The following is a 23,531-nucleotide window of genomic DNA, read 5'->3' on the forward strand; positions in this document are numbered from 1 at the left end:
CGGCCTGGACGTTGAGGGCCTTCGGGATCAGGTGAGGTCGAACCGGTCGAGGTTCATGACCTTGTCCCAGGCGGCGACGAAGTCCTGGACGAACTTCTCCCTCGCATCGGCGCTGGCGTAGACCTCCGCGACCGCGCGCAGTTCGGAGTTCGAGCCGAAGACGAGGTCGACGCGGCTGCCGGTCCACCTGACGTTGCCCGAGGCGTCACGGCCCTCGAAGGTCTCCGAGTCCTCGGACGTCGGCTTCCACACCGTGCCCATGTCGAGCAGGTTCACGAAGAAGTCGTTGGTCAGCGCCCCGGGGCGGTCGGTGAACACGCCCAGGGACGACTGCCCGTGGTTCGCGCCCAGGACGCGCATACCACCGACGAGGACCGTCATCTCGGGTGCGCTCAGAGTGAGCAGGTTCGCCCGGTCGATCAGCAGGAACTCGCCCGGCAGCAGGTTGCCCTTCATGAGGTAGTTGCGGAACCCGTCATGCGTCGGCTCCATCACCTCGAACGACTCCACGTCGGTCATCTCCTGCGACGCGTCGGTGCGTCCAGGCGTGAAGGGCACCTCGATGTCGTGCCCGGCGTCCTTGGCGGCCTTCTCGACGGCGGCACATCCGCCGAGCACGATCAGGTCGGCCAGGGAGATCCGCTTGCCGCCGGTCTGCTCGGCGTTGAACGCCTCCTGGATCTGCTCCAGGGTCCGTAGGACGCTCGCCAGCTCGTTGGGGTTGTTGACCTCCCAGTTCCGCTGGGGTTCGAGCCGGATGCGCGCGCCGTTGGCGCCGCCGCGCTTGTCGCTGCCACGGAACGAGGCGGCCGACGCCCACGCGGTGGTGACCAGCTGGGAGATCGACAGGCCGGAGTCGAGGAGCCGGGTCTTGAGGGCGGCGACGTCCCCGGCGTCGACGAGCTCGTGGTCCACCGCCGGGACGGGGTCCTGCCAGATCAGCGTCTCGGTCGGGACCTCAGGTCCGAGGTAGCGCTGGATCGGGCCCATGTCGCGGTGGGTCAGCTTGAACCAGGCGCGGGCGAACGCGTCCGCGAGCTCCTCGGGATTGTCCTTGAAACGCCGCGAGATCGGCTCGTAGATCGGGTCGTACCGCAGCGAGAGGTCGGTCGTCAGCATCCCCGGCTGACGGTTCAGCGTGCCGTCCTCGGGGTCGGGCACGGTGTCGGCTCCGGCGCCGCCCTTCGGCCGCCACTGGTGTGCCCCCGAGGGGCTCTCGGTCAGCTCCCACTCGTAGCCGAAGAGCGTCTCGAAGTAGCTGTTGTCCCAGGTGGTCGGGGTGTGCGTCCAGGTGATCTCGATGCCGCTGGTGTGGGAGTCCCGGCCCTTGCCGGTGCCGTACGAGCTCTTCCAGCCCAGGCCCTGATCCTCCAGCGGGGCGCCCTCCGGCTCGGGGCCGATGGCGTCCGCCGGGGCGGCGCCGTGCGTCTTGCCGAACGTGTGGCCGCCGGCGATCAGCGCGACCGTCTCCTCGTCGTTCATCGCCATGCGCTTGAACGTCTCGCGGATGTCGCGGGCCGCGGCAAGCGGGTCAGGGTTGCCGTTCGGGCCCTCGGGATTGACGTAGATGAGGCCCATCTGCACCGCGGCCAGGGGCTTCTCGAGATCCCGTTCACCGCTGTAGCGCTCGTCGTCGAGCCAGGCGGTCTCGGGACCCCAGAAGACGTCCTCGTCGGCCTCCCAGGCGTCCTCGCGGCCACCGCCGAAGCCGAACGTCTTGAAGCCCATCGTCTCCAGGGCGACGTTGCCGGCCAGGATCATCAGGTCGGCCCACGAGATCTTCCGGCCGTACTTCTGCTTGACCGGCCACAGCACGCGCCGGGCCTTGTCGAGGCTGGCATTGTCCGGCCAGCTGTTGAGGGGCGCGAACCGCTGCTGGCCCGCCCCGGCACCGCCACGGCCGTCACTGACGCGGTAGGTGCCCGCGCTGTGCCACGCCATCCGGATGATCAGTGGCCCGTAGTGCCCGAAGTCGGCCGGCCACCAGTCCTGCGAGTCCGTGAGCGCGTGCGCGATGTCCTGCTTCACGGCGGTGAGGTCGAGGCTGTTGAACGCCTCGGCGTAGTTGAAGTCCGCGCCCAAGGGATTGGCCTTGGGGTGGTGCTTGGCAAGAAGCTTCAGGTTGAGCTGGTCCGGCCACCAGGCGCGGTTACCGCCACCCTGGGTGGGGTGAGGAGCGCGCTTGCCCGTGACCGGGCAGCCGCCTGCACCCTCCGCTGGGGTCGGGGTAACGGTCTCGTTGTTCTCGGACATGAGTTTCCCTCCAGGCGAGCAGGGTCATTCAGGAACTCTCGCGAGTGGAACAGTCGGGGCACAGGCCCCAGTAGACGACCTCGGCCTCGTCGATCGAGAAACCGTGATCGTCGGACGCGTCCAGGCAGGGCGCCTCCCCGACCGCGCAGTCGACATCGACGATGGCACCGCATGACCGGCACACCAGATGATGGTGGTTGTCCCCGGTCCGCGTCTCGTAACGCGCCACGGAACCGGACGGCTGGATCCGCCGTACCAGCCCGGCGGCCGTCAGAGTGTGCAGCGAGTCGTACACGGCCTGATGGGACACCTTCGGCAGCTCCCTGCGCACGGCACCGATGATCGAGTCGGTGTCGGCATGCGGATGCGCGTGTACCGCGCTGAGCACCGCCAGCCGGGGACGGGTCACGCGCAAAGCGGCGCCGCGCAGCATCCGCTGGAAATCCAGAGGTGCGACCACGTTCCACAGCCTGCGTCACATTCTGGAGTCAGTCAAGACAAGGCGGCGATCCACTTCCCGCGCCGCAGAGCTCCGGCACCCATAGAGCCCGGCCCTGCTCACAACGCAGCACACCTGCAGCTCGATCACTCGTGGGGGCGCCAGGGCGTCGATCGGGCCCTCACGAGAGGACACGACACAACCTCGTGTCTCGCATGACCACTCTTCGTAGCCGGTGGTTCGCGTCGCCACCGGCGTCGGCACGGCTGATGTTCGCCAGCGACTGCTCCGGTGGCGCCGGCGCCAGTGGAGAGGGCCTCCAGGACGGATTCGGCAGCCGCGCCAAGAACCGCGCCGCCCACTTCTTCACGTTCTACATCTTCGCCGGACGGGAGCTGACCAACCGCCTCGGCGTCCGGCGTCACCGCGCAGGGAAACCGCTCGCCTAACGTCCCGCCCCAGCGTGCTCCCCCAAGCTCACCACCGAACACGCCACGGCCTGCCCCGCGCACCGCAGCCTGCCCAGACGCCAAACCGGCGGTGGCGGGCGAAACGGTTCCAGGGGCATGAAGCACTAGTCTTCGGGTGGGAGGCGGCATGGGGGAGGGGGGTCGATGAGCAGCGACATCGCCGATTCGGACGACGGCAGCCCTCGTCCGCCGACCATGGCGGACATCGCGGCGCATCTCGGCGTTTCCCGGCAGCTGGTCTCCCTGGTGATGCGGGACGCTCCGGGCGCCAGCAAGGAGACCCGGCGGCGTGTCCGGGAGGCCGCGGAGGAGCTCGGCTTCCGGCCGCACATCGGCGCCAGCTCGCTGCGGCGAGCCCGCAGCATGGACCTCGGCGTCGTCTTCGCCCCGGCTCACTCGACCGAGCCCGAGATCATCGAGCACATCTATCCGGCCGCCGCGGCACTCGGGTACAACGTGATCTTGAGTGCGCAGACCGCCACGCGTTCCACGAACCAGGCGGCCGAGGAGCTTCTCGGCCACCGGTGCGCCGCCCTGATAGCCATCGGCCCCGACCATGAGATCCTGCGCGCGGTCGCCCAGCGGAGTCCGGTGCCAGTGGTCGGCGTGGGTTCCGGGCGGCGCAATCCCTACTACGACTTCGTACGTTCCGAAGGTGACAAGGGCATCGCCAAGGCGGTGACCCACCTGGTCGAGCTCGGGCATCAGCAGATCGTCTATGTGGATCCGGCGGCCATGCCCTCGGCGGCCCTACGGCGGCGCGGCTACGAACGGACGATGAGCCGGCTCGGGCTGGCCACCGACGTGCTGGACATGACAGGCGACTACACCAAGGGCGACTATTTCGAGGAAGTGGGATCGGCAGCCGCGCGCTCGCTCCTTCAGCGTGGCAGTCTGCCGACGGCCGTGGTCGCGCCTAACGACAACACGGCCGTCGGCCTGCTCCAGATCCTGTGCCGCAACGGGGTGCGGGTTCCAGAGGACGTGTCGATCACAGGGTTCGACGACGCACCGATCGCGCGTCTTTCCTCGGTGGACCTGACCACCGTCCGGCAGGATCCCGAGCTCATGGGAGTCGCGGCAGTGGACGCTGCCGTCCGCCGGGTCAAGGACACCGAGCTGAAACCCGGCGGGACCGTGGTGGAGACCTCTCTCGTCGTACGCGGCAGCACCGCCGCTCCCTTCGAACCCCGATAGCCCGACGCGGCGGAGCCGTACCGGACTGCGACATCCGTCCCGGTCACATTGTCTGCGGGCGGAGCAGCAGGGAATGGAGACGGCGCAGTTCAACCGAGGGCTCGGTGCCCAGCTCATCGGCGAGGAGGCGGCGCAGCCGTTCATAACTGGCCAGCCCCTCCGCCGGCCGGCGGCAGCGGCCGAGCGCGACGAGCAGGCGTGCCCACAACGATTCGCGCAGCGGGTGCAGTTCGGTCAGCCGTTTCAACTCCGGGACCAGCTCATGGTGACATCCCTCTGACAGGTCCAGGTCGATCCGCCGCTCCACCGCGCTGAGATAGGCCTCGACCAGGTACGCCGACTCCGCCGTACGTAGCAAGTCCGAATCGATGCTCTCGTACGGCGACCCCCGCCACAGCGCCAACGCCTCCCCGAGCAACAGGCGTTCCTGCGCCGCGTCCTGCGCGCGGGCCGCTTCGTTCAGCATCCGCTGAAACCGCAGCACATCGACCCGATCGGGATCGATGTCCAGCCGATAACCTTCGGGCAGAGACCGGACCACCTGCGAGCCAAGCGCCCGGCGGAGCCGGGTGACCAGCGTCTGAACGCTGCGCCTGACGTTGACCGGCAAATCCTCTCCCCACAAGGCCAGTGCCAGCCGCTGCATCGGAACGGTGTCTCCCGCCGACATCGCCAGCACGGCCAGCAGTGTCCGCACCCGACCATTGGCAAGGTGGATCGAAACCCCGTCCCGCCGCACCTCCAGCGGCCCCAGCATGGCAACGGTGACTCCCGTGTCGTTCACGCGCTCGCCATCAGCCATCGGCATCCATCCGGAAAAGGGAGTACGTCTCCGCTCGAAGCAAAGGGAGTAGATGCCTGATCTGATCTTGGGCTATGTCACCTTGACTGTTTTCGGATGCCCTTAACTGACAGTCCGTTGGCTCAAAGAGCGCTGGTTGCATGTTTTTCATTCCTTTATCAGGTCGTCTGGCGATGCCTGTCGGCGGCATCCCTGATCGAGGCTCGCCGCCACCCCACCACAGGGGCAAGGCAGTGATCAGGACGCGTCGCAAATCCTGGGAAAGCTGTCTCGTTTGACGGCGGCCCCTCATTCGACGAACTCGCGACCTCAGGGGTCATGTTGACCCGATGTGCATCCGACTCTGACGGCTTCGGTTGACCTCGCTCGATAGAGAGTGCAGGTCATGGCCGGGCCTGTCGTTACGGGTGAGCGCAGACCTCTTTTGTGCGTGCGCTCCATGTCCACCCCGGTAGGCGGCAATGATCGACGCGATGGTGTGGGAGGCACGGCAGGCGGCGCGCGCGCCGTTTCCATCGAGCTGCGCCGCCGGGGCCGATGGCTTCGCCGTGGTGCTGGACGAGGGTGACGACCTGCCAGGGTTGAGCCAGCACAAATGCGACTATCATTCCAATATCGCGATTGATTCCGAATAAGGAATGATTTAGATGGACGGGCTGGCGCCGGCAGTGGCGCTGTTCCACTGCCTCGCTGACCCGATGTGGTTGTCGATCGCGCAGCGGCTCGCGTGGGCGGCTCGCGTGCGGTGAGGCTCGCGTGGTGGATCTGACACGGGAGCTGGGGCTGGCACAGTCGAGCATGTCCAAGCATCTGGCCTGCCTGCGCGGCTGCAAGCTGGTGGACTACCGCGCCGAGGGCCGCCAGTCGTTCTACTTAATCGCCACACCCGGAGCTGCTGGACCTGCTGCGCTCGGCCGAACGGTTGCTGGCGGCCACCGACCGGCCCGTGGCGTTGTGCCCGACCTACGGCGCGGACGCCGAGCAGGAGGTTCGGTCGTAACGGCGTTGACGTCGGGCCCGTCGTCTGCGCGACGGGCCGTTCTGGCGCGGCGGACCGCCACCATCACCAACAACGTGATCGAGGCGATCGTCGCGATCACCGCCGGGACGATCGCTTCCTCGGGTGCGCTGGTGGCGTTCGGGCTGGACTCGGTCATCGAAGTCGCCTCGGCAGCCGCCGTCGCCTGGCAGTTCTCCGCGCGACCCGCATGTGGTCGAACGGCGGGCGCTGCGGATCATCGCGGTGTCGTTCTTCGCCCTGGCCGCCTATGTCACCTTCGACTCGGTCCGCACCCTGCTGGGCGCGGGCGAGGCCGAGCCTTCCACGGCCGGGCTGGTGCTGGCCGCGCTCAGCCTGGCGATCATGCCGGGGTTGTCGTACGCGCAGCGCCGGGCGGGCCGCGAGCTGGGGTCGGCGAGCGCGGTGGCCGATTCCAAGCAGACGCTGCTGTGCACCTACCTGTCAGCGGTGCTGCTGGTCGGCCTGGCGGTCAACGGTTCATCAGCCCTACGGAAGGTCACCCTCCGTTTCGAGTTCGGCGATCAAACGCCGACAGTTTGCGTCGTCAAGCGCCATTCCACCTCCGAACCCGTCCAGGATCCCTCGGGATACATCTGCCACAACGAAAACCTCTTCATATTTACTGAGGTTTTCTCTGATCATCTGCCGCCACTCCAAGTCGATCAGTTCGGGAAAACTGACGTTTTCGAGATGTGCGCCGGTGATCTTATCCACAAGAGTCAATCCGTCGGCGCCGGCATGCATCACACGGTAAACCCTGAACCGCCCTCGCACTGCACCGTTCATCACACCATCATCACACAATCGTACCGACGTGCAAGAGGGAGGTCCTACAGGTTGAGCCCATTCCGAGGCCGTCGAGCGGTACGCTCCGTGGCCGTTGTTCTGACGGTGTCATTGTTCACCGAAACCCCATCTACCCACGATGTACCGTCAGGGACAACTGTCACGCTTCTGGCTGCTTCCTCGGAAGTGACACTGCTCCGCCATGAATCCCATAGTCGCAACTCAGATATATCGAGCGAATGGCAAAGGCACCTCTAGAAAACTTCCGCAGGGCGTGGTCATTGACTTCTCAGGACTCTCCAATTTTCTTCATCTGACCATGACCGACCGACCGCAGCATGTGTTCATCATGAACCGGCCTGAAGACTAACGAAACTGCCTGTCAGATCTAGCGCGAGTTTGTGCCGGGCGGTGCCGTCAGCGATTGAGCTGAGGGCGGCAGCAGCTTGGGTGAAGGGCTGCGCGATCGGGGTGCGCGGAACGAGAAGCCCGTCGGCGTACCAGTCCAGGCATTGCCGCAATGCGCGCATGGCGGTCGCGATGTCACGGCTCGCGTATCCGGCGATGTCCTCACCGGTGATCGTGATGTTTCGCACGAGTACGTCGAGCAGGCTGATGGTGGGGATGGTGCCGCTCGCGAACCCGGTGGTGACGAGCCGCCCCTCCCAGGCCAGGCCGTCGAGAAGCTCGGCGGTGAGGTCGCCGCCCACGAGGTCCAAGGCCAGGTCGGCGCCTCGTCCGCCGGTCAGATCTCGAATCCCCTGGGCGAGGTTCTTGGGTGGCAGGACGTGGTCGGCCGCCGTCGGTGGGAGGGTGCCGGCACGGTCGACTGCGATGACCTGGGCACCAACGGCGCGGGCGACCTGAAGTGCCGCCTCCCCCACATTGCCAGTGGCTCCAGTGACCACGACCGTCTCGCCTCTCTGGAGTTGGCCTCGATGCAGCAGCGAGACGTGCGCGGTGGCGTACGAGACGGGGAACGCGGCGGCGGTCAAGTCGTCCATGCCGTCGGGAATGGGCAGCACATGAGCCGCGTTCACGACGAGCTGGTCTGTGTACGCACCCCAACTGACCAAAGCGATGACCCGTTGACCGACGGCAAGCGTGGTCACGTCAGGGGCGACCTCGGCAACGATGCCGGCCAGTTCGAAGCCGGGCACGACCAGATCCGGGACGGGTATCTGGAAGTCGCCAGAGAGCTGAACGAGTTCGGCGAAGTTCAGCCCCACGGCGTTGACGGTGACGCGGACCTGTCCCGCGCTCAGAGTGGGGTCTGGCAACTCGCGCAACTGGAGCTGGTCGGGACCGCCGGGCTGGCGGGCGGCAAGGACGCGCATATCTGGGTTTCTCCTCAGTCAGGCGGCGTACGACGGGTACGCCGCAGCACCTCCTCGACGCTAACGAGCCGATAGGTACCGACAGGTACCTTGCTCACCATGAGTTCCTTTGACCGGCCCGGCGACGTGTTCCTCGCGGACTGCCCCGCCAGGCTCGCCGTCGAGATCATCGCCGACAAGTGGTCGGTCGTGACCATCTACGCCCTGGGCAACGGCCCGCGTCGCCATGGCGAGCTCAAGGCCCTCATCGGCGGCATCAGCTCCAAGATGCTGACCCAGACGCTCCGCCGGCTCCAGCACCACGGGCTTGTGCAGCGCCGCGCGTTCGCCGAGGTACCACCCCGCGTCGAATACGCCCTCACCGAACTCGGGCAGACGGTCCTTGAGCCGGTCAGCGTGCTCAGCCGATGGGCCGAGCAGAACGGCGACGCCATCCTCGCCGCCCAAGACAACGATCAGAGCGGATGACAAGCCCCGCCCACAAGCCCTGAGGCTCACTCCCTGGTTGCAGAGTGGCCGGTGTAACTAATATAACTGGTTACATGGCACTGAGTTGGAAGCTCGTCATCGACAGCGCGAACGCGGCCACCCTCGCGGACTTCTGGGCTGCGGCCCTGGAGTACGAGGTCGAGGACCCCAGCGCGCTCATCGAGCAGCTGCTGGCTGCGGGCCACATCGGCCAGGAGGCGGTCGTCGAGCACCGCGGCCGCAAGATCTTCCGCGGGTACGCCGCGATCCGCCATCCCGAGGACCCGTTCGACCAGACCAGCGGCATCGGCCGCGGCCGGCGGCTGCTCTTCCAGGATGTGCCCGAGGGCAAGTCCGGCAAGAACCGCCTGCACATCGACATCCACAGCGAGCCCGGCGGCCTCGACAAGCTCGTGGCCCGGCTCGAAGGCCTGGGCGCGACCCGCGTCAACGAGGTCGACCAGGGCCCCGCCGGGCACTGGTGGGTCATGCGGGACCCCGAAGGCAACGAGTTCTGCGCGACGTAGGCCCGATGGAGACATCACCCCTTCAGTGATTCGCCCCCTCCCAACGGCACCGGTCACGCAGGTACCGCCCGGTGCTTCTTCTAGCGCGGCGCCAGCGGACTCGCCTCAACGGCTGCCCTTCGGGTGGCCTACGGCCGTACCGGCTGGCCCCGACCCTGCCAGCGCACACGGGAGGCCATGGTCCCTTCACCTTGCAGGCTCACTCGCACGGCCAGCCGCAGACCCCGCATGAACCCAACAGCAGCACCGGCTCCACATGTGCGTCCAGCAGCCCGGTAGTCGCCACTCCCACACTCCCGCTGATATCGACCACCACGTCCAGTTCCGGACCGAAGTACCGCCGATGCTTGCGCGGCCTGTAGACCGGGGTGGTCAAGCCGCGTGTGGCCCACGACCGCAGCATCTCCGCGCCGACTCCCCCGATTTGCGCCGTTTCGCCCGGCCTCATCCACGGCCCGCTGTTCACGTCGCAGTGCAGCACAGCAACCCAGCCCCGCCGCACACCCACATCGTCACCTGGCATCGGCCTAGAAGGGGCGTTTGTCGGGGTCGGCCGCCAGGTAGGTCACCGAAGCCACGAACATGGCCGCCAGCACCGCAGCGGGACGCACGTCTGTCCAGGCCGGGGCGCGAGCGTCACCGGCCACCTTCAACGTCATCACCTTGATCAGCCACGGCCGCAGCCGCCGATCGGGGCACCCTGCGCGTACGTATCGCTTGGCCACCGCCGTAGGCGACAGCCCCGACACCCGCGCCACCTCCGCCACACCCCGGCCGCCTTCCCTCCCAACAGCCGGCGCGCCACCGCCCCGAAGGTGTCCCCAAGTCCTGCAATCGCTTCCAGCGCCGGGTACATCGCCTTTGTCTGCTCCTCCCACATGGCCCGTATGAGTTCACGCAACGCCACTTCGACCGCCAACCCCAACTCCACCGACCGCACCGGATCACTCACCAGCGCTCTCCATCCCGCCTGCGGTCCGGCTTGCTCTGAGCGCACCCGCCGCAGGATCACCCCGGCAACCTCCGTGACGTCCTGGACCCCGCCCAGGACGCGACACGGGGCGCCGTCCGGTCGGGGCTCGCAGAAGTACAACGGGCCGTCCTAAGGGTGCGCGTGACACGCGACCTTCACACGCTGCTCGACCGTCAGCCCGTGAACGCTGATCCCGGTGTACTCCACATGGACGCCACCGTCCCGCCTGAGCGTGTCCCCCAGCGCTTCCAAGCCCTTCCGCTCAAAACTCATGGCTCATCCCTCCTTGGAGGCTGCGCTCAGTCAGCTCAACGGCCGGATCACGGTTGACTTGGTTGTGCAGCATGGGATGTGTCCCCTTCGCGACTGGTGGGCACTGATCACGGCCGCGTGGGCTGACCTTCTGCCGTCGGGATTCAGTACTTGATGCGTGCCCAGACCCATTTGCCATGGGGCCGGGTGCGGGTGGTGCCGCATTCGGAGGCAAGGGCCAGCACGAGCGGGAGACCCCATCCGCCGTTGTTGTCGAAGTTCTGTGGAGATAGGTCGAGGTCTTCGGGCTCCAGCTCGACCACAGGCCGGGCCTGCGGCATGGCGTCGGAGGAATCCCACACCCCCAGCAGCACCGCGCCGGGCAGGAGTGTGAAGCGGATGCGGATCTGGCTGTCGGGGGTTTCAGCGCATGCGTTAACGATCAGCTCGTCAGCGATCAAGAAGGTGTCTGCGGCGATGTGCGGCAGCCGCCAGTCCGCGAGGCGCATTCGATCCGCCTACGCACCTCGGCCGCAACGGTCCCGGCCGCGATGCACGTCATGTCCAATTCGTTGGGGGTCACGGTCTGGCTGCCCATCTCATCCCGCTCTCAGCCGTCGTCTGTCACGCACGAATTCCGCTGTCCGGCTGCCAGACTGCGCCAGATCGAGTTACTTTCGCTACGTTCCGGAAAGACTGGAAATATCTGAAGGAGAGGCCATGCCGGGCACGAGTCCTGTCGATCCGAACAGCTCGCTATATGCATGGTTGGCTCATGACCTGCGTTTCTACCGGGAGAAGCATCGCCTGTCACAGGCTCAGCTCGGCAAGATCATCGGCCGCTCATATTCCAGCCTTTCCAACTGCGAGGCGAACCGGCGAAAGATCACGCAGAAAGAGGCCAAGATCCTCGATGAGCTATGGGACACCGGTGGCCACTTTCAGCGGCTGCTCATGTTCGCGAGGCTGTCTCATGATCCGGATTGGTTCAGGCAGCACGTGGAGTACGAGGCCAAGGCAATCATGCTCAAGATCTTTGAGCTGTCGTTCATTCCGGGGCTGCTTCAGACGCCCGAGTACGCCAGGGCGAATCTGGCTGAGGGAGGTCACAAGGATGTGGAGGCCGCCGTGGATGCACGCATGGCGCGGCAGGCAATCTTGACCCGGACCGATCCGCCGTTGCTGTGGATCGTGATGGACGAGGCGGTGCTGCACCGGATGGTGGGCGGCGCTGCGACCATGAGGGGGCAACTGGGGCGGCTCCTGGAAGTGGGCGAGTTGCCGAACGTCACGATCCGGCTCGTGCCCTGGAGCGCTGGCGCGTATGCGGGTCAGGACGGCGCGTTCAAGGTGCTCTCGTTGGAAAGTGAGGACGTGGCCTATGTGGAAGCTCCCGGTGGAGGGAGACTGGTACAGGACGGCCCAGAGATCAGGTCCTTTGGAGTACGGTACGACCGGATTGGGATGAAAGCCCTGCCTGACGACCTCTCGCGGGGTCGGATCGTCGATGCGATGGAGAGCATGAAATGAATGCCCCTGTCCGGGTATGGCGCAAGAGCAGCCACAGCAGCACGCAGGGCGGAGACTGTGTGGAAGTCGCCAACCTTGGTGGCAACATCGGCCTCCGTGATAGCAAGGCGCCCGAGGACGGTCACGTGACCATCCCTGTCGAGAGCTTCGCAGCACTCATGACCCGAGTGAAGCGCAATGAGTTGAATCTCTGAGGCTGTCCAAATCCGATGTGAGCCCCGGCTGCGGCCGGGGCTTCTCCGTTCCCGGGAGCGCCCAATAACACGGTGGATGACCGTCAGGAACGGGAAGCCTCGGCCCGAAGGGGTCGATCGTGTCCGTTCTGCTCGCCGTTCCTGCTCGGCCACCGGCGCGGCGGTTGCCCAGGCAGCGCCCACGTTTTTTGTGCCTGTGTCTTATCCCGGTGTGTGAGGCCCGGAGGCTGAGGACGCGGCCGCCGCCCCAGCCGTGGGACGCTGAGCGGCCGGACCGCCGACACCTCTCGGGTACCCCGAACCCTCACCGGAACAGTGCCGGAACACAGAAGGCGCGGAGCGAACCGTTCTCCTCAGCCCTGTTGCACCGCGTACTGCGCGATGCCATTGCCGAACGACCAGTTCTCCGGCAGTACTTCCACAAGATTGATGAACACGTCTTCGGGGCGCACGCCGGGGTTCGCCTGCAAGAGTTCGACGATGCGCAGGTAGAGCGCCTGCTTCTGGGCGAGGCCGCGCGTGTTGCTGGCGGTGATTCGGATGATGACCGCTTCGTCGCTCCGTTCGACGCCGTAGTAGGTGGGGCTGACGCTGAAGGTGCTGCTGTCGTGCTCGGTGATCGTCATGAAGCGGTCGTCTTCCGGCACGTCGAAGGTCTCACGCATGGCGCGGTAGACGCCCTCGAAGAGGGCTTGGTGGTACTCGGCGGGCTTGCCTCGCCGCAACGACACTTGGACCAGGGGCATGGTCTGACTCCGTTCCTCGGGACGGTTCGCAGCGTAGCCATCACTTGATCATTAAAAAAAAGTCATCTTAGGATATTTCAGTCATTAAATATTCCAATGATCGGTGTGACGATGAAGATGCTCGCCCTGGACGCTGTGCAGGCCTTCGTGCTGACCGCCGAGATGAAGAGCTTCACGCGCGCGGCGGAGGCGATGGACTCCACGCAGTCCGCCGTGAGCCTGAAGATCAAGCGGCTGGAGGACTCCTTGGGCCGCCGCTTGCTGGACCGTACGCCCCGCCTGGTCCGCCTGTCGCAAGACGGCGCCGCCTTCCTCGGGCCCGCACGTGAACTGCTGGCCGCCCACGCGGGCGCGCTGGGCTCGTTCGGCGTCCAGCGGCAACGCCTGTCGATCGGCATAAGCCACCATGTCGTCGGCGCCGAACTGCCCCACCTCCTGCGCCAGATAGGACGAGCAGAGCCAGAGCTGACGCTGGAGGTGAGCATCGCCAGCTCATGGGAGCTCCTTGACCTGTTCGACAGCGGTGCGCTGGACGCGGCCATCGTGCTGCGCCACGAGGGCCGCCACACCGACGGTGAAGTCCTGATGGAGGAGTCCTTCGGCTGGATGGCCTCATCCGACTTCGAACACCGCTCCGGCGAGCCTCTGCGCCTCGCCCTGCAGGCCGAGTCATGCCATGTGCACGAGATGGCGGTGACCGCGCTGAACGAAGCGGGCATCGCCTGGCAAGAGGTGTTCGTGGGCGGCGGCATCGCGACCATCGGTGCGGCCGCGGCAGCAGGCTTGGCCGTGGCGGCGCTCAGCCCGCGCGTGGCCCCGCCCGGCACCATGGACATGGGCGAATCGCTCGGCCTCCCCCCGCTGCCCACCCGCAGCGTCGTCCTGAAAGCACGCCCGTCCGAGCCGGCCGCTCGCAGGGCGCTGCGCACCCTCGCCTCCGCCCTGCGCGCCACAGCGGGACACTGATCGCCACCACCGCGAGGTTGTGGGGATCAGGTCCTGCCCAATGCCGCGCCGTCGGACCGGGAACCTGCCTGGTCCGGCTATCTGGAACCGAACCGCCGCAGCGGCCGAGCCGCAGTTGGGACCAAACGCCCTGTTTAGTGATGGCCGCTGCGCATGTCCAGGAGCTGGAGGTTGAGGCGGTCGAGGTGGTCGGGGTCGGCTACGAGGTCGATCGCAGTGACCTTTCCGTCGGTGATGGTGAAGTCGAAAACGACGCGGGGGCGTCCGGCGGGGCCCCAGGCGAGTCCGGGTGCGCCGTCGATGAGGACGGGGCGAGCGGCCTTGGCGCGTCCGGCGAAGCTGCGGGCAACGGCCTGTGCGCCGTGAGCCGGGATCGCGCCCCACTGCGCGGATGTGGAGTCGACGCGCAGCACGGCATCGGGTGCCAGTAGCGCGACCAGCGCGTCGAATTGGCCGCCTCGTGAGGCGGCCAGGAAAGCCGCGACGATCTGGCGGTGGCGAGCGGCGTCGGATTCGCCGGAGGCCGTGGCTCCCTGCACCCGGCGGCGGGCGCGGCTGGCGAGCTGGCGGGTGGCGGCCGGGGTGCGCTCCACGATCGGGGCGATCTCCTCGAACGGCACCGCGAACATGTCATGCAGCACGAACGCCAGCCGTTCGGCCGGGTTCAACGTGTCCAGCACCACCAGCAGCGCCAGCCCAAGTGAGTCGGCCAGCTCCGCCTGGTGCTCGGGGTCGGCTTGATCGGCGGCTTGACCGGTCTCGTGGCCGTCCCACGGTTCCTCGCAGCGGGTGGTACGAGCGCGCAGGAGGTTAAGCGACACGCGCGCGACCACTGTGGTGAGCCACCCGGCGAGGTTGTCCAGCCCGGTGGTGTCGGTACGGCTGAGCCGGAGCCACGTCTCCTGCACGGCATCGTCGGCCTCGCTCGCCGAGCCCAGCACCCGCAAGGCCACCGCGCGCAGGCGGGGACGATGCTCCTCGAACCGCGCCGCCAGAAGCTCCTCTTCGTTCACCGGTCTCCCCTCCCACCGTGTCACCTGACTGACCCGCGAAACCAGGCCGATGTGACAGATCCCGGTCGGTCACATCTGGGGCGGGAGGCGGGTCAGTCAGGTGACCGGGGTGCGGTGCCCCGGCGTCGTTTCGAAGGAGAACGTGATGGAAGCTCGCATGACGAACCCGGCGCACGTGCTGTCGGAGAGCGTCTCGGGGATCCAGACGATGGTCAAGGCGATCCACTCCGGTGGCGCGCCGAAGGAACTGCTGGAGTTGACGGCTCTAAGGGCCAGTCAGATCAATGGATGCAGCGCGTGCGTGTACGGCCATGTGCAGAACTTGAAAAAGGCCGGAGAGAGCGACGAGCGAGTGGGCAACGTGGCGGCCTGGCGAGAGGCGCCGTTCTACAGTGACTCCGAACGGGCCGCACTGGCCTTGGCCGAGGCGATGACGCGGCTGGCAGACCGCAGCGGTGACGCGGTACCGGACGAGCTGTGGGACAGGGTCGCCGACCACTTCGACGAGAAGCAGCTGTCGGCCATCATCCTCACCATCGCAATGACCAACATGTTCAACCGGCTCAACGCCACAACCCGGGAACCCGCCGGTCGGACCTGGGACTGACACTGCGTTCGCAGGACGGTGTGCGGCAGCGGTCCGGAGGGTTTGGTGCGGCCGGGAAGGGGATGGGGCCCGCCGCTTGCAGTGGCGGGCCCCAGGTCGATGCCGGGTACCGGCGGCGAGGTCAAGCAGTGGGCATCGTTACTTGCGACCGGCCCGTGCGGGCGATGCCGCGACCGGGATGTTGAGCATGGCTCGGTCGTTGGCGTAGTTGTTGTCCACTGGCGTGTTCTCCGCAGCGTCGATGTCGGCGTTCACGGTCAGCCGCTCGCCTGACTGGAGCGCCGTGACGCCTGTGAGCTTGACGTCCTTGGCCTCGCCTGACAGCTGAGGGATCGTGCATTCGAACAAGTCGCTCGGGGTGGTGATGATCCTGCAGGTCCCGCCCTCGACCTCGATCCGCGCGTCGCCGAGTGGCACGCTCGTCCTGATCCGTACGCGCGAGTCGGCCTTCGGCAGGGGGCCGTGGTTGACCGCCTTCGCCACGAGGGTCACCGGCTTGCCCGCGAGGATCGGATTGGGCTCGGCGCCGAGCTGCACGCCCAGATCCGCGTGGTTGCCCGGCACCTTCACGTAGACCGTCTTCTGGTTGTCGTTGGGCCTGTCGAATTCGTCGTTGGCGGCAGTGACTTCGGCCCAGGCTTCGAGGACCTCGCCGCTGATCTTCGGGGTCGCCTTGGCCTGGAAGGTGAATTCGCGGGAGCCGCCCACGGGCAGGTCACCTGCGTCACATTCGACGGTGCGGTCATACGTGCAGCCGTCCGGTACGGAGACTGACTCGATGCCGTAGTCCCTGTTCAGCCTGTGGACGTTCAACCTGGTCCGGCGGGCCTTGCCCGGCCCGGCGTTGGTGACGACGGCGCGGTACGTCAGAACGGGCTCATTCGGAAGGTCGGAGGCCGGCACCGAATCGGGAGTGACCGACATGGCCAGGCCCAGGTCGGCACGGTGCTCGACCTCGGTCGTCTCGGTCACGGTGTTGTTGGCGGGGTTGGGGTCCGACGGCGGATCCTCACCGGTGAACTCGGCGGTGAAGGAGGTCGAGAGCGTCGAGCCCGCGGCGTCCTCACTCACGGTGCCCGACATATTCACCTGGAAATGCTGGACGAAGGGGCACCGGAAACCCTCGCTGGTCCGGGTGCACGACTCGGCCGAGGTGCCGGAGACGGAAGGGTTCACCAGCTGCGGACCCGGCTTGATGATGAAGGCCGCCGGCGCGTTGGTCAACGGTCCGTTGTTGATCGCTCTCACGCCGTAGCTCATCTCCGCACCGGGAGCGACCGACTCCCGGGAGGAGGTGAGGTCGACCTCGAGATCGGCGGTGTTGTCGACGACGTTCGGTCCCATGTTCTCGGAGTAGCCACCGCCGGGATTGCGGTCGACGTTGTCGGCCCACGCGACCAGGGTGGCACCCAGGTGGTCTCCGACCTTGGCCCGGACGACCCTGGTGCGGACCTTCACGGTCTTGATCTCATCGGTGGGCACCGTGCCGAACGCACATCTGACGACACGGCCGCGAACCCCGCATTGGCTCGGTGACACCGATTCGACCGTGACGCCTCGCGGAAGCGTCAGCCTGGCGACCGTGTTATAGGCCTCGGGCGTTGTTTCCCAGCCGCGATAGTGGAAGGACGCCTCGTAGGTGACCACGGGCTTTGGCCGACCGGGTGAGGGTGCCCGAAGCACGGGCGGATCGTAGGAGATCTGTGCGTCCATCTGGAATAGGGCTTCAGCGGCCGCCGGCGCGCTGAGACCCATGCACGAAATGGCCACCATAAGTGAGAGGGCAATCAGTTGCCGTGACCGTCTTCTCACACCACGCAGATTCATGCAGCATCCTCCTTGAATGCGCTTTCAGCCCTGGCCGGTTGATGCAGGGCCGCCAGCCCTGGCCCGGTGATGCAGGGCGCCAGCCTGGCCGCCCATTGCAGGGCTGCCAGACTGGACGTCCGATGCAGGGCCGATGGTCGTCTGACCTGGTCGTCAGCTGATCGACAGGATCCGGATCTGCCCGTTGTTGCAGACCGGGCCGAAGTCCCACGGGGTGCGGATGTCCATGGGTTCGGTCTCGTTGGTGGGAGGGTCGACGTCCAGCGTTGCGGGAGCGGGCTGGCACGGATCGGGTTCGCCGGCCTTGGGAACGGTGGTCCAGCTGATCCTGAGCCTGGCGGAGCTGAGGTACTCCACCGGCACAAGCTTGGGCTTTCCGGACGGGCGGACGACGCGGGTCGGGAGGGGATTTCCTTCTGCGTCGAGCAATTTCAGCCCGACGTTCCAGTTGAGCTCGCAGTCATTGTCCGAGGTGTTGCGGAGATAAAGGTCGGCGTATTGCGTTCCGACCGCCGCTCCTCGCAACTGGACGCTCGCACTGAGGTATTCCGTACGGCACCAGTTCGGCTCTTCGGACGCTCGGGCGCCGTCGGCCAGTGCCATCTGTCCGATGAACGCGACAGAGACCCCTAACGCGCCGATGCCGGCCGCACGGCGTGCGCCGGCATCGAGGCTCCTCTTCTTTGACATCTTCACTCCTTGGGTGATGGGTGTTGCCACTAACAACTCCATATTGCGGGCCGTAGTGCGAGAAAGCCCGCTGCTTTTTGGTTTACATTCACTCTGCACAAGGCCGTGACCGGCCACGCTGTGATCTGGGCGGTGGCCACGAACGTCTGTTGATCTCCCCGTTCCGAACGGGACGCCGATCTACGCTCTGACCAGGAAGAACACTCCAGGGTGAGGTCAGGGGCAGCGAGCCGCGCCATGCACCGGATGCGAGTTCGCGGGTGGCCGGACGGGATCCAAGGGCGGCATCAGGCAATTCAGTGGTGGCTGGATCTGGCCATCCCCAACCGCCGATCTATGCGGTGACCTGCCGTAGAGCGACCGACAATCCCCTGCACTTGCCGACGCCGCAGTTGACTAGTGCGCTGCGCTGGCCCGCGCCCCGACAGCCACGATCAGCGCCGCCAGGGTTGCTGTAGAGGCATATTGCAGAAAGAACATTCGTACGCCACTGTGCTGGCGCTAGGAGCGGGAAGTAGCTGTTGCGGCGGAAGAGGCATGGGATAGTCACTCATGCCTGTGACCAACCCGTGGCTTTCCGGCCCGCCCCCGAAGAAGCGGCTCGATCGAGAACGTCTGGAAGAACGCATACTCAACCCTCTGTCGTCGCAGAACATGTGTGTGCTCGCGACGGCGGGCCCTGAGGGGCCGCTGGCGACTCCGGTGCGGTACTTCCATCTCGACTTCGCGCTGATGTTCACCGCGGCGGCGCGTTCACCGAAGATGCGCAACATCGCCGCGGACCCCGGATATCGGTGGGTCTGTTCGCTCCGCTGGTCGGGCAGGCCAGCAGCCGAGGCGCACAGGTCTTCGGTCAGGCTCGTGTGTTGTCGGAGGACGATCCGGACTTCGGGCACTACTGGCCGGCCATCCGCTGGCAGTCCGATCACGTCGAGCGTTCACGTTCACTCGACGAACCGCCTTCGGGGCCCGTTGTCGTGATCGAGGCAGAGCGGATCGTCTATACCGAGCACTGGCTGCGGCGCGAGGGTTTCGCGCCGCGCCAGTTCTGGACCAGGTCGGCCCCATAGTCAGCACACCCTGCGGATGGGACGTCCACGAGGACTGCATCGCACGGGGCCGCATCGCACGGGGGCGGACGGCTGGGCGAGCGGCTCAGTGACCCTGGTGCTTGGCGCGCGGCAGCCCGAAGCCCTCGCGCGGGCGTGTGGCCGGGGTGGTGGGATCAGGTGCGCTTGCGGCCCTTGTGGGGGCCGGTTCTGGTCGCCGGGGATGATCTGCCGACGGGTGGTGTCGGCCTGGTCTTGGATGGTGGTCAGGATGTGCGCGGGGAGGTGCCGGGCGCGCCGCGACTGCTGGCGACTCCGTGACGTAGCAAGCTCAAGGCCACGGGCGGAAAGGGCACCGAGAAGATGAACGGAACGCCTGCGATGCACCGGGCGATCGTCTGTGTTGATGTGGAGGGGTTCGGGGACCGGCGCCGCACTCACCCGCACCAGATCACGATCCGGAAAGGCCTTTACTGCGCCCTCGACACCGCGTTCACCCGCTCGGGGATCGACTGGCAAGGCTGCTATCACGAGGATCGGGGGGACGGGGTACTGATCCTCATCTCTTCCGAGGTGCCCAAGAACCTCATAGTGACCGATGTCCTCGGCGAGTTGGCGTCGGCGCTGGCCGAGCATAACCAAGCCCATGACCGGCAGGCGCGGATCCGGCTCCGGCTGGCGCTGCACGCCGGGGAGGTCTGTCGCGATGAGCACGGCGTGACCGGCACCGCCATCAATATGTCCTTTCGGCTGCTGGGAGCCGAGCCGCTCAAGGATGCGCTGGCCGGCTCAGCCGGCGTGCTCGCGGTGATCGCCTCATCGTGGTTTTACGAGGAAGTCATCCGGCATGCCCCGGCCAGCGCCCCCGCCTCTTACCGGCACGTACAGGTCGCGGTCAAAGAGACCAAAGCGTTGGCATGGGTCTGTTTGCCCGATGATCCGTATCCACCCGCGGAGGACGCGGCACTACCGCCGACGCCGAGGGCGGCCGTGCCCCGGCAGTTGCCCGCTGCTGTTTCGGGCTTCGCCGGGCGCGCCGCCCAAATGCAGACGCTGACCGGTCTGCTGGACGAAGCCGCCGAGCTGGGGGACACGGTGGTGATCTCGGCGATCGACGGCACCGCCGGCATCGGCAAGACCACGCTGGCGGTGCACTGGGCGCGTCAGGTCGCCGACCAGTTCCCTGACGGGCAGCTGTATGTCAACCTGCGCGGCTTCGACCCCACCGGGACGCCGATGGCAACGGCGGAGGCGGTGCGGGGATTTCTGGACGCCTTTCAGGTGCCACCCGAGCAGATCCCGGTCAGCCTTGATGCCCAGGCCGCCCTGTATCGCAGCCTGCTGGCCTACCGCAGGATGCTGGTGGTGCTGGATAACGCCCGCGACGCCGACCAAGTCCGCCCTCTTTTGCCCGGTGGACCGGGCTGCATGGTGGTGGTGACCAGCCGCAACCGGCTCACCAGCCTCATCACCGACCAGGGCGCCCACCTGCTGACCTTGGACCTGCTCACCACCGCCGAGGCCCGGCAGCTGCTGACCCGCCGCCTCGGCCCAAGTCGGGTCGCGGCCGAAGCCCACGCGGCCGGAGAGATCATCACCCGGTGTGCGAGGCTGCCGTTGGCGCTGGCCATCGTGGCCGCTCGCGCCACCGCACATCCCACCTTCCCGCTCGCGTCACTCGCCCACGAATTGCGCCAGGCTCAAGGCGGCCTGGAAGCCTTCGACGGCGGTGACCACTCCACGCAGGTGCGGGCGGTGTTCTCCTGGTCCTACAAGCAACTCACCGCTTCGGCCGCCCGCATGTTCCGGCTGCTGGGCCTGCACCCCGGACCAGACCTCAGCGTGCCCGCCGCAGCCAGCCTGGCCGGCGTCTCCTTGGCGCAGGCGCGCTCGTCACTAGCCGAGCTGGCCCGGGCCCACGTGGTCCGCGAGCACACCCCGGGCCGATTCACCTTCCACGATCTGCTGCGCGCCTACGCCACCGAACAAGCCCACACCCACGACAGCGAAACCGAACGACGCACGGCGCTGCACCGGATACTGGACCACTACCTGCACACCGCGCACGCCGCGGCCATCCGCGTGCACGCGCGTTGGGAGCCGCTAGTACTGCCTCCACCCGCCATCGGAGTGACACCGCAGCAATTCGGCGACTACGGGCAAGCCTGGGCCTGGTTCGACACCGAATACCCGGTGCTGTTGGCGGCCATCCAGCTCGCAGTGTCCACCGGGTGCAACGTCCACGCTTGGCAACTTCCTTGGACCCTGATGGAATTCTTCGACCAGCAGGGACACTGGCATGACTGCGCCGCTATGCAGCAGATCGCGTTGACCACCGCACGGCAGCGCTCTGATCGGCGAGGGCAAGCCCATGCCCACCGCGGCCTCAGCCGCGCCTACCCCTGGCTGGACCGCCACACTGAGGCCCACTCCCACCTCCAGCAGGCCCTGCACCTGTTCGAGGAACTCGACGACCAGATCAGCCAAGCCAACACCCACACCGAACTCGCCGTAGTGTTCGAACATCAGGACCGTGCGCAAGACGGACTCCCCCACGCCCAAAAGGCCCTCGCCCTGGCTCGTGCCGCCGGTGACGGCCGCGCAGAAGGACGGGCTCTCAACAACGTCGGCTGGCACCATGCGTTGCTCGGGGACCTCGAACAAGCCCTCACCTACTGCCAGCAATCCCTCATTCTGCGGCAGAACCTAGGTGACCACCGCGGTGAATGCCGCACATTGCACAGCCTCGGCTTCATCCACCACCAGATGGGACACCACCAGCAGGCCATCACCTACTTCCAGCAGGCCCTCACCCGGGGGCGGGAACTTGGCCACCGTCACAGTCAAGCCGTCGCTCTCAACCATCTCGGCGACGCCTACTACGCCGCCGGGAACATCTCTGCGGCCCGTGATTGCTGGCACCAAGTCCTGGACATCCTTGACCACCTTGTCTCTCTCCCCAGCCCTGGCCTGGGTGCCGGCTACCCCGATGCAGACGAGGTCCGCGCAAAGTTGGACTAACTCGACACCCCGCCGCTGCTCCTCGGCTCTCAAGTCCGATCGGATAGGCCGAAACCGCTGCGGCACCTTCGCCATGCCGTCGCGCTGCTGCGCGAACGTCCCCATCAGCAAGCTTGGGCCGAGGCGTGGTTCGATGAGAACCGGTCACGCTTTGCAGTCAGGACATGTTCGCCACGTTCGTCGAAGCGGCGGAGGTTGAGGACGTGCCGCAGGGCAGCGACGTCTTTCTCAGCGTCATCGAGACGATCGGCACCCAGGCCGTGCCGCTGCCCCGCGACTTGTTAACGGGCCGCCGTCGACCGCGTCCTGGATCGAGCACCCGGCCGCGCGGGGACTCTTGAGATCGGATACAAGACAGCACATGAAGATCCGAAGGAGTCGCAATGTGGAACCGGGATCAGATCCTGACCAGGCTCGCTGAGTTGCGCGGCGCCGACCCGGACTTGCAGGCCTTCGGCGCCGACACCCACCAGTACCGCCTGAACCCGCCGCTGCCCGAAGCCGACCTGGTGTCTTTCGAAACCCGGCACGGTATCCGCCTGCCCGGCGAATATCGGGACTTCCTCCAGCAGATCGGCAACGGCGGCGCCGGACCGTACTACGGCCTGTTCCCCCTCGACGGCTACCCAGCACGCGACGCGCTGCCCAGCGAGCACCCCAACTTCCTGCGCACCCCGTTCCCGCACACCCGATCCTGGAACCCGCCCTACGACACACCCGGCTACGAAGACGACGACCACACCACCGGATCACTACCGATCTCCCACGAAGGCTGCGGCTACATCGTCAGACTCGTCGTCACCGGACCCGAACGCGGCAATCTATGGCAAGACGCCCGATGCAGCGACGCGGGCATCCATCCCCTGTGCACCAGTTTCCACCCCTGGTACAACGCCTGGCTCACCACAAGACGAGCAACCTGAATCATTGGCAAGGTCACCTGAGGCTTTCCCAGTCCTGCCGGTGGGCTGCACGCTCGTCGGCGCTTCCAGGGGACGAACGGCCACGGGCTTTCCAGGGTCTCCGATCTCCGCTCCTTGGCTGTGCCGCAGCGCACAGGCGACCAGCAGGTCGCGGGCGGCGTCGCGATCGGCGCGGCCCGCCGGAGCAACCATGATCATCACCGGCAGGCCGCCCAGGTCCACGGCCAGATGTCGCTTGCGGCCGTTGATCTTCTTGGCACCGTCATAGCCGCGGGTGGCCTTACTGACGCGTCACCGACTGCGGCATCGGATCCTCGTGTCATCAGATGTCATCTGCCGCACGGCGTCAGCGTCGGTCTACTGGCTACTGGACCGCTTGGGGCTACGACGTCGAGGGAGATCGGCGACGAACCGAGCGCGGCTGGACGCCCTCGCTTTCC

At 66.7% G+C, this 23,531-nt stretch carries 25 protein-coding genes and 2 pseudogenes; 15 read left to right on the top strand and 12 right to left on the bottom strand.

Going from position 1 to position 23,531, the window contains the following annotated elements; genetic code table 11:
• Nucleotides 1-27: 27 nt before the first annotated feature.
• Together katG and F8566_RS10810 are read right to left on the bottom strand one after the other, a co-directional pair.
• Entirely contained in the window at nt 28-2,253 is a 2,226-nt protein-coding gene (gene katG, locus F8566_RS10805) for a catalase/peroxidase HPI (RefSeq protein ID WP_151560014.1), read from the bottom strand.
• A gap of 28 nt (nt 2,254-2,281) precedes the next feature.
• On the bottom strand, nt 2,282-2,686 hold the full coding sequence (locus tag F8566_RS10810; RefSeq protein WP_151560161.1) for a Fur family transcriptional regulator: 405 nt from the start codon (nt 2,684-2,686) through the stop codon (nt 2,282-2,284).
• Between the two features lie 221 nt (nt 2,687-2,907).
• Between F8566_RS10810 and F8566_RS10815 the strand changes: the two genes are divergently transcribed.
• On the top strand, nt 2,908-3,141 hold the full coding sequence (locus F8566_RS10815; protein ID WP_151560016.1) for a hypothetical protein: 234 nt from the start codon (nt 2,908-2,910) through the stop codon (nt 3,139-3,141).
• 165 nt (nt 3,142-3,306) lie between these two features.
• The gene (locus F8566_RS10820) at nt 3,307-4,359 is read left to right on the top strand and encodes a LacI family DNA-binding transcriptional regulator (protein ID WP_225993043.1); all 1,053 of its coding nucleotides are present in this window, start codon (nt 3,307-3,309) and stop codon (nt 4,357-4,359) included.
• Nucleotides 4,360-4,402: 43 nt separating this feature from the next.
• Here the strand turns inward: F8566_RS10820 and F8566_RS10825 are convergent, their stop codons facing one another.
• Nucleotides 4,403-5,161: an AfsR/SARP family transcriptional regulator gene (locus tag F8566_RS10825; protein WP_192809625.1), complete on the bottom strand. Its 759-nt coding sequence runs from the start codon at nt 5,159-5,161 to the stop codon at nt 4,403-4,405.
• 461 nt (nt 5,162-5,622) lie between these two features.
• Here F8566_RS10825 and F8566_RS49780 point away from each other — a divergent pair, with 461 nt between their 5' ends.
• Both F8566_RS49780 and F8566_RS53260 read left to right on the top strand, forming a co-directional pair.
• Nucleotides 5,623-5,796: a hypothetical protein gene (locus tag F8566_RS49780; protein ID WP_192809626.1), complete on the top strand. Its 174-nt coding sequence runs from the start codon at nt 5,623-5,625 to the stop codon at nt 5,794-5,796.
• 575 nt (nt 5,797-6,371) lie between these two features.
• Nucleotides 6,372-7,226: a cation transporter gene (locus F8566_RS53260; protein WP_449691418.1), complete on the top strand. Its 855-nt coding sequence runs from the start codon at nt 6,372-6,374 to the stop codon at nt 7,224-7,226.
• Nucleotides 7,227-7,315: 89 nt separating this feature from the next.
• On the opposite strand, the gene F8566_RS10840 is transcribed toward F8566_RS53260, so the two are convergent.
• Nucleotides 7,316-8,305, bottom strand: a complete 990-nt coding sequence (locus F8566_RS10840) for an NADPH:quinone oxidoreductase family protein (protein ID WP_151560018.1) — start codon at nt 8,303-8,305, stop codon at nt 7,316-7,318.
• A gap of 99 nt (nt 8,306-8,404) precedes the next feature.
• On the opposite strand from F8566_RS10840, the gene F8566_RS10845 reads away from it, so the two are divergent.
• Complete coding sequence (locus F8566_RS10845; RefSeq protein ID WP_151560019.1) at nt 8,405-8,773, top strand: winged helix-turn-helix transcriptional regulator; 369 nt, start codon at nt 8,405-8,407, stop codon at nt 8,771-8,773.
• A gap of 74 nt (nt 8,774-8,847) precedes the next feature.
• Nucleotides 8,848-9,300, top strand: coding sequence for a VOC family protein (locus tag F8566_RS10850; RefSeq protein WP_151560020.1), 453 nt, complete (start codon nt 8,848-8,850; stop codon nt 9,298-9,300).
• A gap of 527 nt (nt 9,301-9,827) precedes the next feature.
• On the opposite strand, the gene F8566_RS10855 is transcribed toward F8566_RS10850, so the two are convergent.
• The 3 genes from F8566_RS10855 to F8566_RS10860 form a co-directional block, all read right to left on the bottom strand.
• Nucleotides 9,828-10,067, bottom strand: coding sequence for a hypothetical protein (locus F8566_RS10855; RefSeq protein WP_151560021.1), 240 nt, complete (start codon nt 10,065-10,067; stop codon nt 9,828-9,830).
• A gap of 335 nt (nt 10,068-10,402) precedes the next feature.
• Entirely contained in the window at nt 10,403-10,546 is a 144-nt protein-coding gene (locus tag F8566_RS49785; RefSeq protein ID WP_192809627.1) for a hypothetical protein, read from the bottom strand.
• Nucleotides 10,547-10,689: 143 nt separating this feature from the next.
• Nucleotides 10,690-11,034 (bottom strand): ATP-binding protein, encoded by a 345-nt coding sequence (locus F8566_RS10860; protein ID WP_151560022.1) that lies wholly within the window; start codon nt 11,032-11,034, stop codon nt 10,690-10,692.
• Nucleotides 11,035-11,245: 211 nt separating this feature from the next.
• Here F8566_RS10860 and F8566_RS10865 point away from each other — a divergent pair, with 211 nt between their 5' ends.
• Both F8566_RS10865 and F8566_RS10870 read left to right on the top strand, forming a co-directional pair.
• The gene (locus F8566_RS10865) at nt 11,246-12,055 is read left to right on the top strand and encodes a helix-turn-helix domain-containing protein (RefSeq protein ID WP_151560023.1); all 810 of its coding nucleotides are present in this window, start codon (nt 11,246-11,248) and stop codon (nt 12,053-12,055) included.
• Nucleotides 12,052-12,249 carry a DUF397 domain-containing protein gene (locus tag F8566_RS10870; protein ID WP_151560024.1) on the top strand — a complete coding sequence of 66 codons (198 nt, stop codon included), beginning with the start codon at nt 12,052-12,054 and terminating at the stop codon, nt 12,247-12,249. The genes F8566_RS10865 and F8566_RS10870 overlap by 4 nt, the downstream gene beginning before the upstream one ends.
• Nucleotides 12,250-12,602: 353 nt before the next feature.
• On the opposite strand, the gene F8566_RS10875 is transcribed toward F8566_RS10870, so the two are convergent.
• Nucleotides 12,603-12,995: a tautomerase family protein gene (locus F8566_RS10875; protein WP_151560025.1), complete on the bottom strand. Its 393-nt coding sequence runs from the start codon at nt 12,993-12,995 to the stop codon at nt 12,603-12,605.
• A 96-nt stretch (nt 12,996-13,091) separates the two neighbouring features.
• Here F8566_RS10875 and F8566_RS10880 point away from each other — a divergent pair, with 96 nt between their 5' ends.
• Nucleotides 13,092-13,961, top strand: coding sequence for a LysR family transcriptional regulator (locus tag F8566_RS10880; RefSeq protein ID WP_225993044.1), 870 nt, complete (start codon nt 13,092-13,094; stop codon nt 13,959-13,961).
• A gap of 134 nt (nt 13,962-14,095) precedes the next feature.
• On the opposite strand, the gene F8566_RS10885 is transcribed toward F8566_RS10880, so the two are convergent.
• Nucleotides 14,096-14,974, bottom strand: a complete 879-nt coding sequence (locus F8566_RS10885) for a sigma-70 family RNA polymerase sigma factor (RefSeq protein WP_151560026.1) — start codon at nt 14,972-14,974, stop codon at nt 14,096-14,098.
• A 145-nt stretch (nt 14,975-15,119) separates the two neighbouring features.
• Between F8566_RS10885 and F8566_RS10890 the strand changes: the two genes are divergently transcribed.
• Nucleotides 15,120-15,581 (top strand): carboxymuconolactone decarboxylase family protein, encoded by a 462-nt coding sequence (locus F8566_RS10890; protein ID WP_151560027.1) that lies wholly within the window; start codon nt 15,120-15,122, stop codon nt 15,579-15,581.
• Between the two features lie 138 nt (nt 15,582-15,719).
• Here F8566_RS10890 and F8566_RS10895 read toward each other — a convergent pair whose 3' ends face one another.
• The gene (locus F8566_RS10895) at nt 15,720-17,264 is read right to left on the bottom strand and encodes a COG1361 family protein (protein ID WP_151560028.1); all 1,545 of its coding nucleotides are present in this window, start codon (nt 17,262-17,264) and stop codon (nt 15,720-15,722) included.
• Between the two features lie 297 nt (nt 17,265-17,561).
• Entirely contained in the window at nt 17,562-18,098 is a 537-nt protein-coding gene (locus tag F8566_RS10900) for a DUF4232 domain-containing protein (RefSeq protein ID WP_192809628.1), read from the bottom strand.
• A gap of 552 nt (nt 18,099-18,650) precedes the next feature.
• Here F8566_RS10900 and F8566_RS52910 point away from each other — a divergent pair.
• The 5 genes and pseudogenes from F8566_RS52910 to F8566_RS10915 all read left to right on the top strand — a co-directional run.
• A pseudogene (locus F8566_RS52910) lies at nt 18,651-18,872 on the top strand (hypothetical protein); the annotation flags it as partial.
• Nucleotides 18,873-18,892: 20 nt separating this feature from the next.
• Nucleotides 18,893-19,168 carry a hypothetical protein gene (locus F8566_RS51045; RefSeq protein WP_225993068.1) on the top strand — a complete coding sequence of 92 codons (276 nt, stop codon included), beginning with the start codon at nt 18,893-18,895 and terminating at the stop codon, nt 19,166-19,168.
• A 342-nt stretch (nt 19,169-19,510) separates the two neighbouring features.
• Entirely contained in the window at nt 19,511-22,168 is a 2,658-nt protein-coding gene (locus tag F8566_RS10910; protein WP_151560030.1) for an ATP-binding protein, read from the top strand.
• Between the two features lie 164 nt (nt 22,169-22,332).
• Nucleotides 22,333-22,509: a hypothetical protein gene (locus tag F8566_RS49790; RefSeq protein ID WP_192809629.1), complete on the top strand. Its 177-nt coding sequence runs from the start codon at nt 22,333-22,335 to the stop codon at nt 22,507-22,509.
• 42 nt (nt 22,510-22,551) lie between these two features.
• Nucleotides 22,552-23,091 carry an SMI1/KNR4 family protein gene (locus F8566_RS10915; protein WP_151560031.1) on the top strand — a complete coding sequence of 180 codons (540 nt, stop codon included), beginning with the start codon at nt 22,552-22,554 and terminating at the stop codon, nt 23,089-23,091.
• A gap of 141 nt (nt 23,092-23,232) precedes the next feature.
• Here the strand turns inward: F8566_RS10915 and F8566_RS52915 are convergent.
• Nucleotides 23,233-23,364, bottom strand: a pseudogene (locus F8566_RS52915) (transposase); the annotation flags it as partial.
• Between the last annotated feature and the right edge of the window lie 167 nt (nt 23,365-23,531).

It is taken from the genome of Actinomadura rudentiformis (genome assembly GCF_008923185.1).
Classification (GTDB): domain Bacteria; phylum Actinomycetota; class Actinomycetes; order Streptosporangiales; family Streptosporangiaceae; genus Spirillospora; species Spirillospora rudentiformis.

What these genes read in the sequence shown, in the direction of transcription:
- katG (WP_151560014.1), bottom strand. Translation starts at nt 2,253, where the DNA reads ATGTCCGAGAACAACGAGACCGTTACCCCGACCCCAGCGGAGGGTGCA.
- F8566_RS10810 (WP_151560161.1), bottom strand. Translation starts at nt 2,686, where the DNA reads ATGCTGCGCGGCGCCGCTTTGCGCGTGACCCGTCCCCGGCTGGCGGTG.
- F8566_RS10815 (WP_151560016.1), top strand. Translation starts at nt 2,908, where the DNA reads ATGACCACTCTTCGTAGCCGGTGGTTCGCGTCGCCACCGGCGTCGGCA.
- F8566_RS10820 (WP_225993043.1), top strand. Translation starts at nt 3,307, where the DNA reads ATGAGCAGCGACATCGCCGATTCGGACGACGGCAGCCCTCGTCCGCCG.
- F8566_RS10825 (WP_192809625.1), bottom strand. Translation starts at nt 5,161, where the DNA reads ATGGCTGATGGCGAGCGCGTGAACGACACGGGAGTCACCGTTGCCATG.
- F8566_RS49780 (WP_192809626.1), top strand. Translation starts at nt 5,623, where the DNA reads ATGATCGACGCGATGGTGTGGGAGGCACGGCAGGCGGCGCGCGCGCCG.
- F8566_RS10840 (WP_151560018.1), bottom strand. Translation starts at nt 8,305, where the DNA reads ATGCGCGTCCTTGCCGCCCGCCAGCCCGGCGGTCCCGACCAGCTCCAG.
- F8566_RS10845 (WP_151560019.1), top strand. Translation starts at nt 8,405, where the DNA reads ATGAGTTCCTTTGACCGGCCCGGCGACGTGTTCCTCGCGGACTGCCCC.
- F8566_RS10850 (WP_151560020.1), top strand. Translation starts at nt 8,848, where the DNA reads ATGGCACTGAGTTGGAAGCTCGTCATCGACAGCGCGAACGCGGCCACC.
- F8566_RS49785 (WP_192809627.1), bottom strand. Translation starts at nt 10,546, where the DNA reads ATGAGTTTTGAGCGGAAGGGCTTGGAAGCGCTGGGGGACACGCTCAGG.
- F8566_RS10860 (WP_151560022.1), bottom strand. Translation starts at nt 11,034, where the DNA reads ATGCGCCTCGCGGACTGGCGGCTGCCGCACATCGCCGCAGACACCTTC.
- F8566_RS10865 (WP_151560023.1), top strand. Translation starts at nt 11,246, where the DNA reads ATGCCGGGCACGAGTCCTGTCGATCCGAACAGCTCGCTATATGCATGG.
- F8566_RS10870 (WP_151560024.1), top strand. Translation starts at nt 12,052, where the DNA reads ATGAATGCCCCTGTCCGGGTATGGCGCAAGAGCAGCCACAGCAGCACG.
- F8566_RS10875 (WP_151560025.1), bottom strand. Translation starts at nt 12,995, where the DNA reads ATGCCCCTGGTCCAAGTGTCGTTGCGGCGAGGCAAGCCCGCCGAGTAC.
- F8566_RS10880 (WP_225993044.1), top strand. Translation starts at nt 13,092, where the DNA reads ATGATCGGTGTGACGATGAAGATGCTCGCCCTGGACGCTGTGCAGGCC.
- F8566_RS10890 (WP_151560027.1), top strand. Translation starts at nt 15,120, where the DNA reads ATGGAAGCTCGCATGACGAACCCGGCGCACGTGCTGTCGGAGAGCGTC.
- F8566_RS10900 (WP_192809628.1), bottom strand. Translation starts at nt 18,098, where the DNA reads ATGTCAAAGAAGAGGAGCCTCGATGCCGGCGCACGCCGTGCGGCCGGC.
- F8566_RS10910 (WP_151560030.1), top strand. Translation starts at nt 19,511, where the DNA reads ATGAACGGAACGCCTGCGATGCACCGGGCGATCGTCTGTGTTGATGTG.
- F8566_RS49790 (WP_192809629.1), top strand. Translation starts at nt 22,333, where the DNA reads ATGTTCGCCACGTTCGTCGAAGCGGCGGAGGTTGAGGACGTGCCGCAG.
- F8566_RS10915 (WP_151560031.1), top strand. Translation starts at nt 22,552, where the DNA reads ATGTGGAACCGGGATCAGATCCTGACCAGGCTCGCTGAGTTGCGCGGC.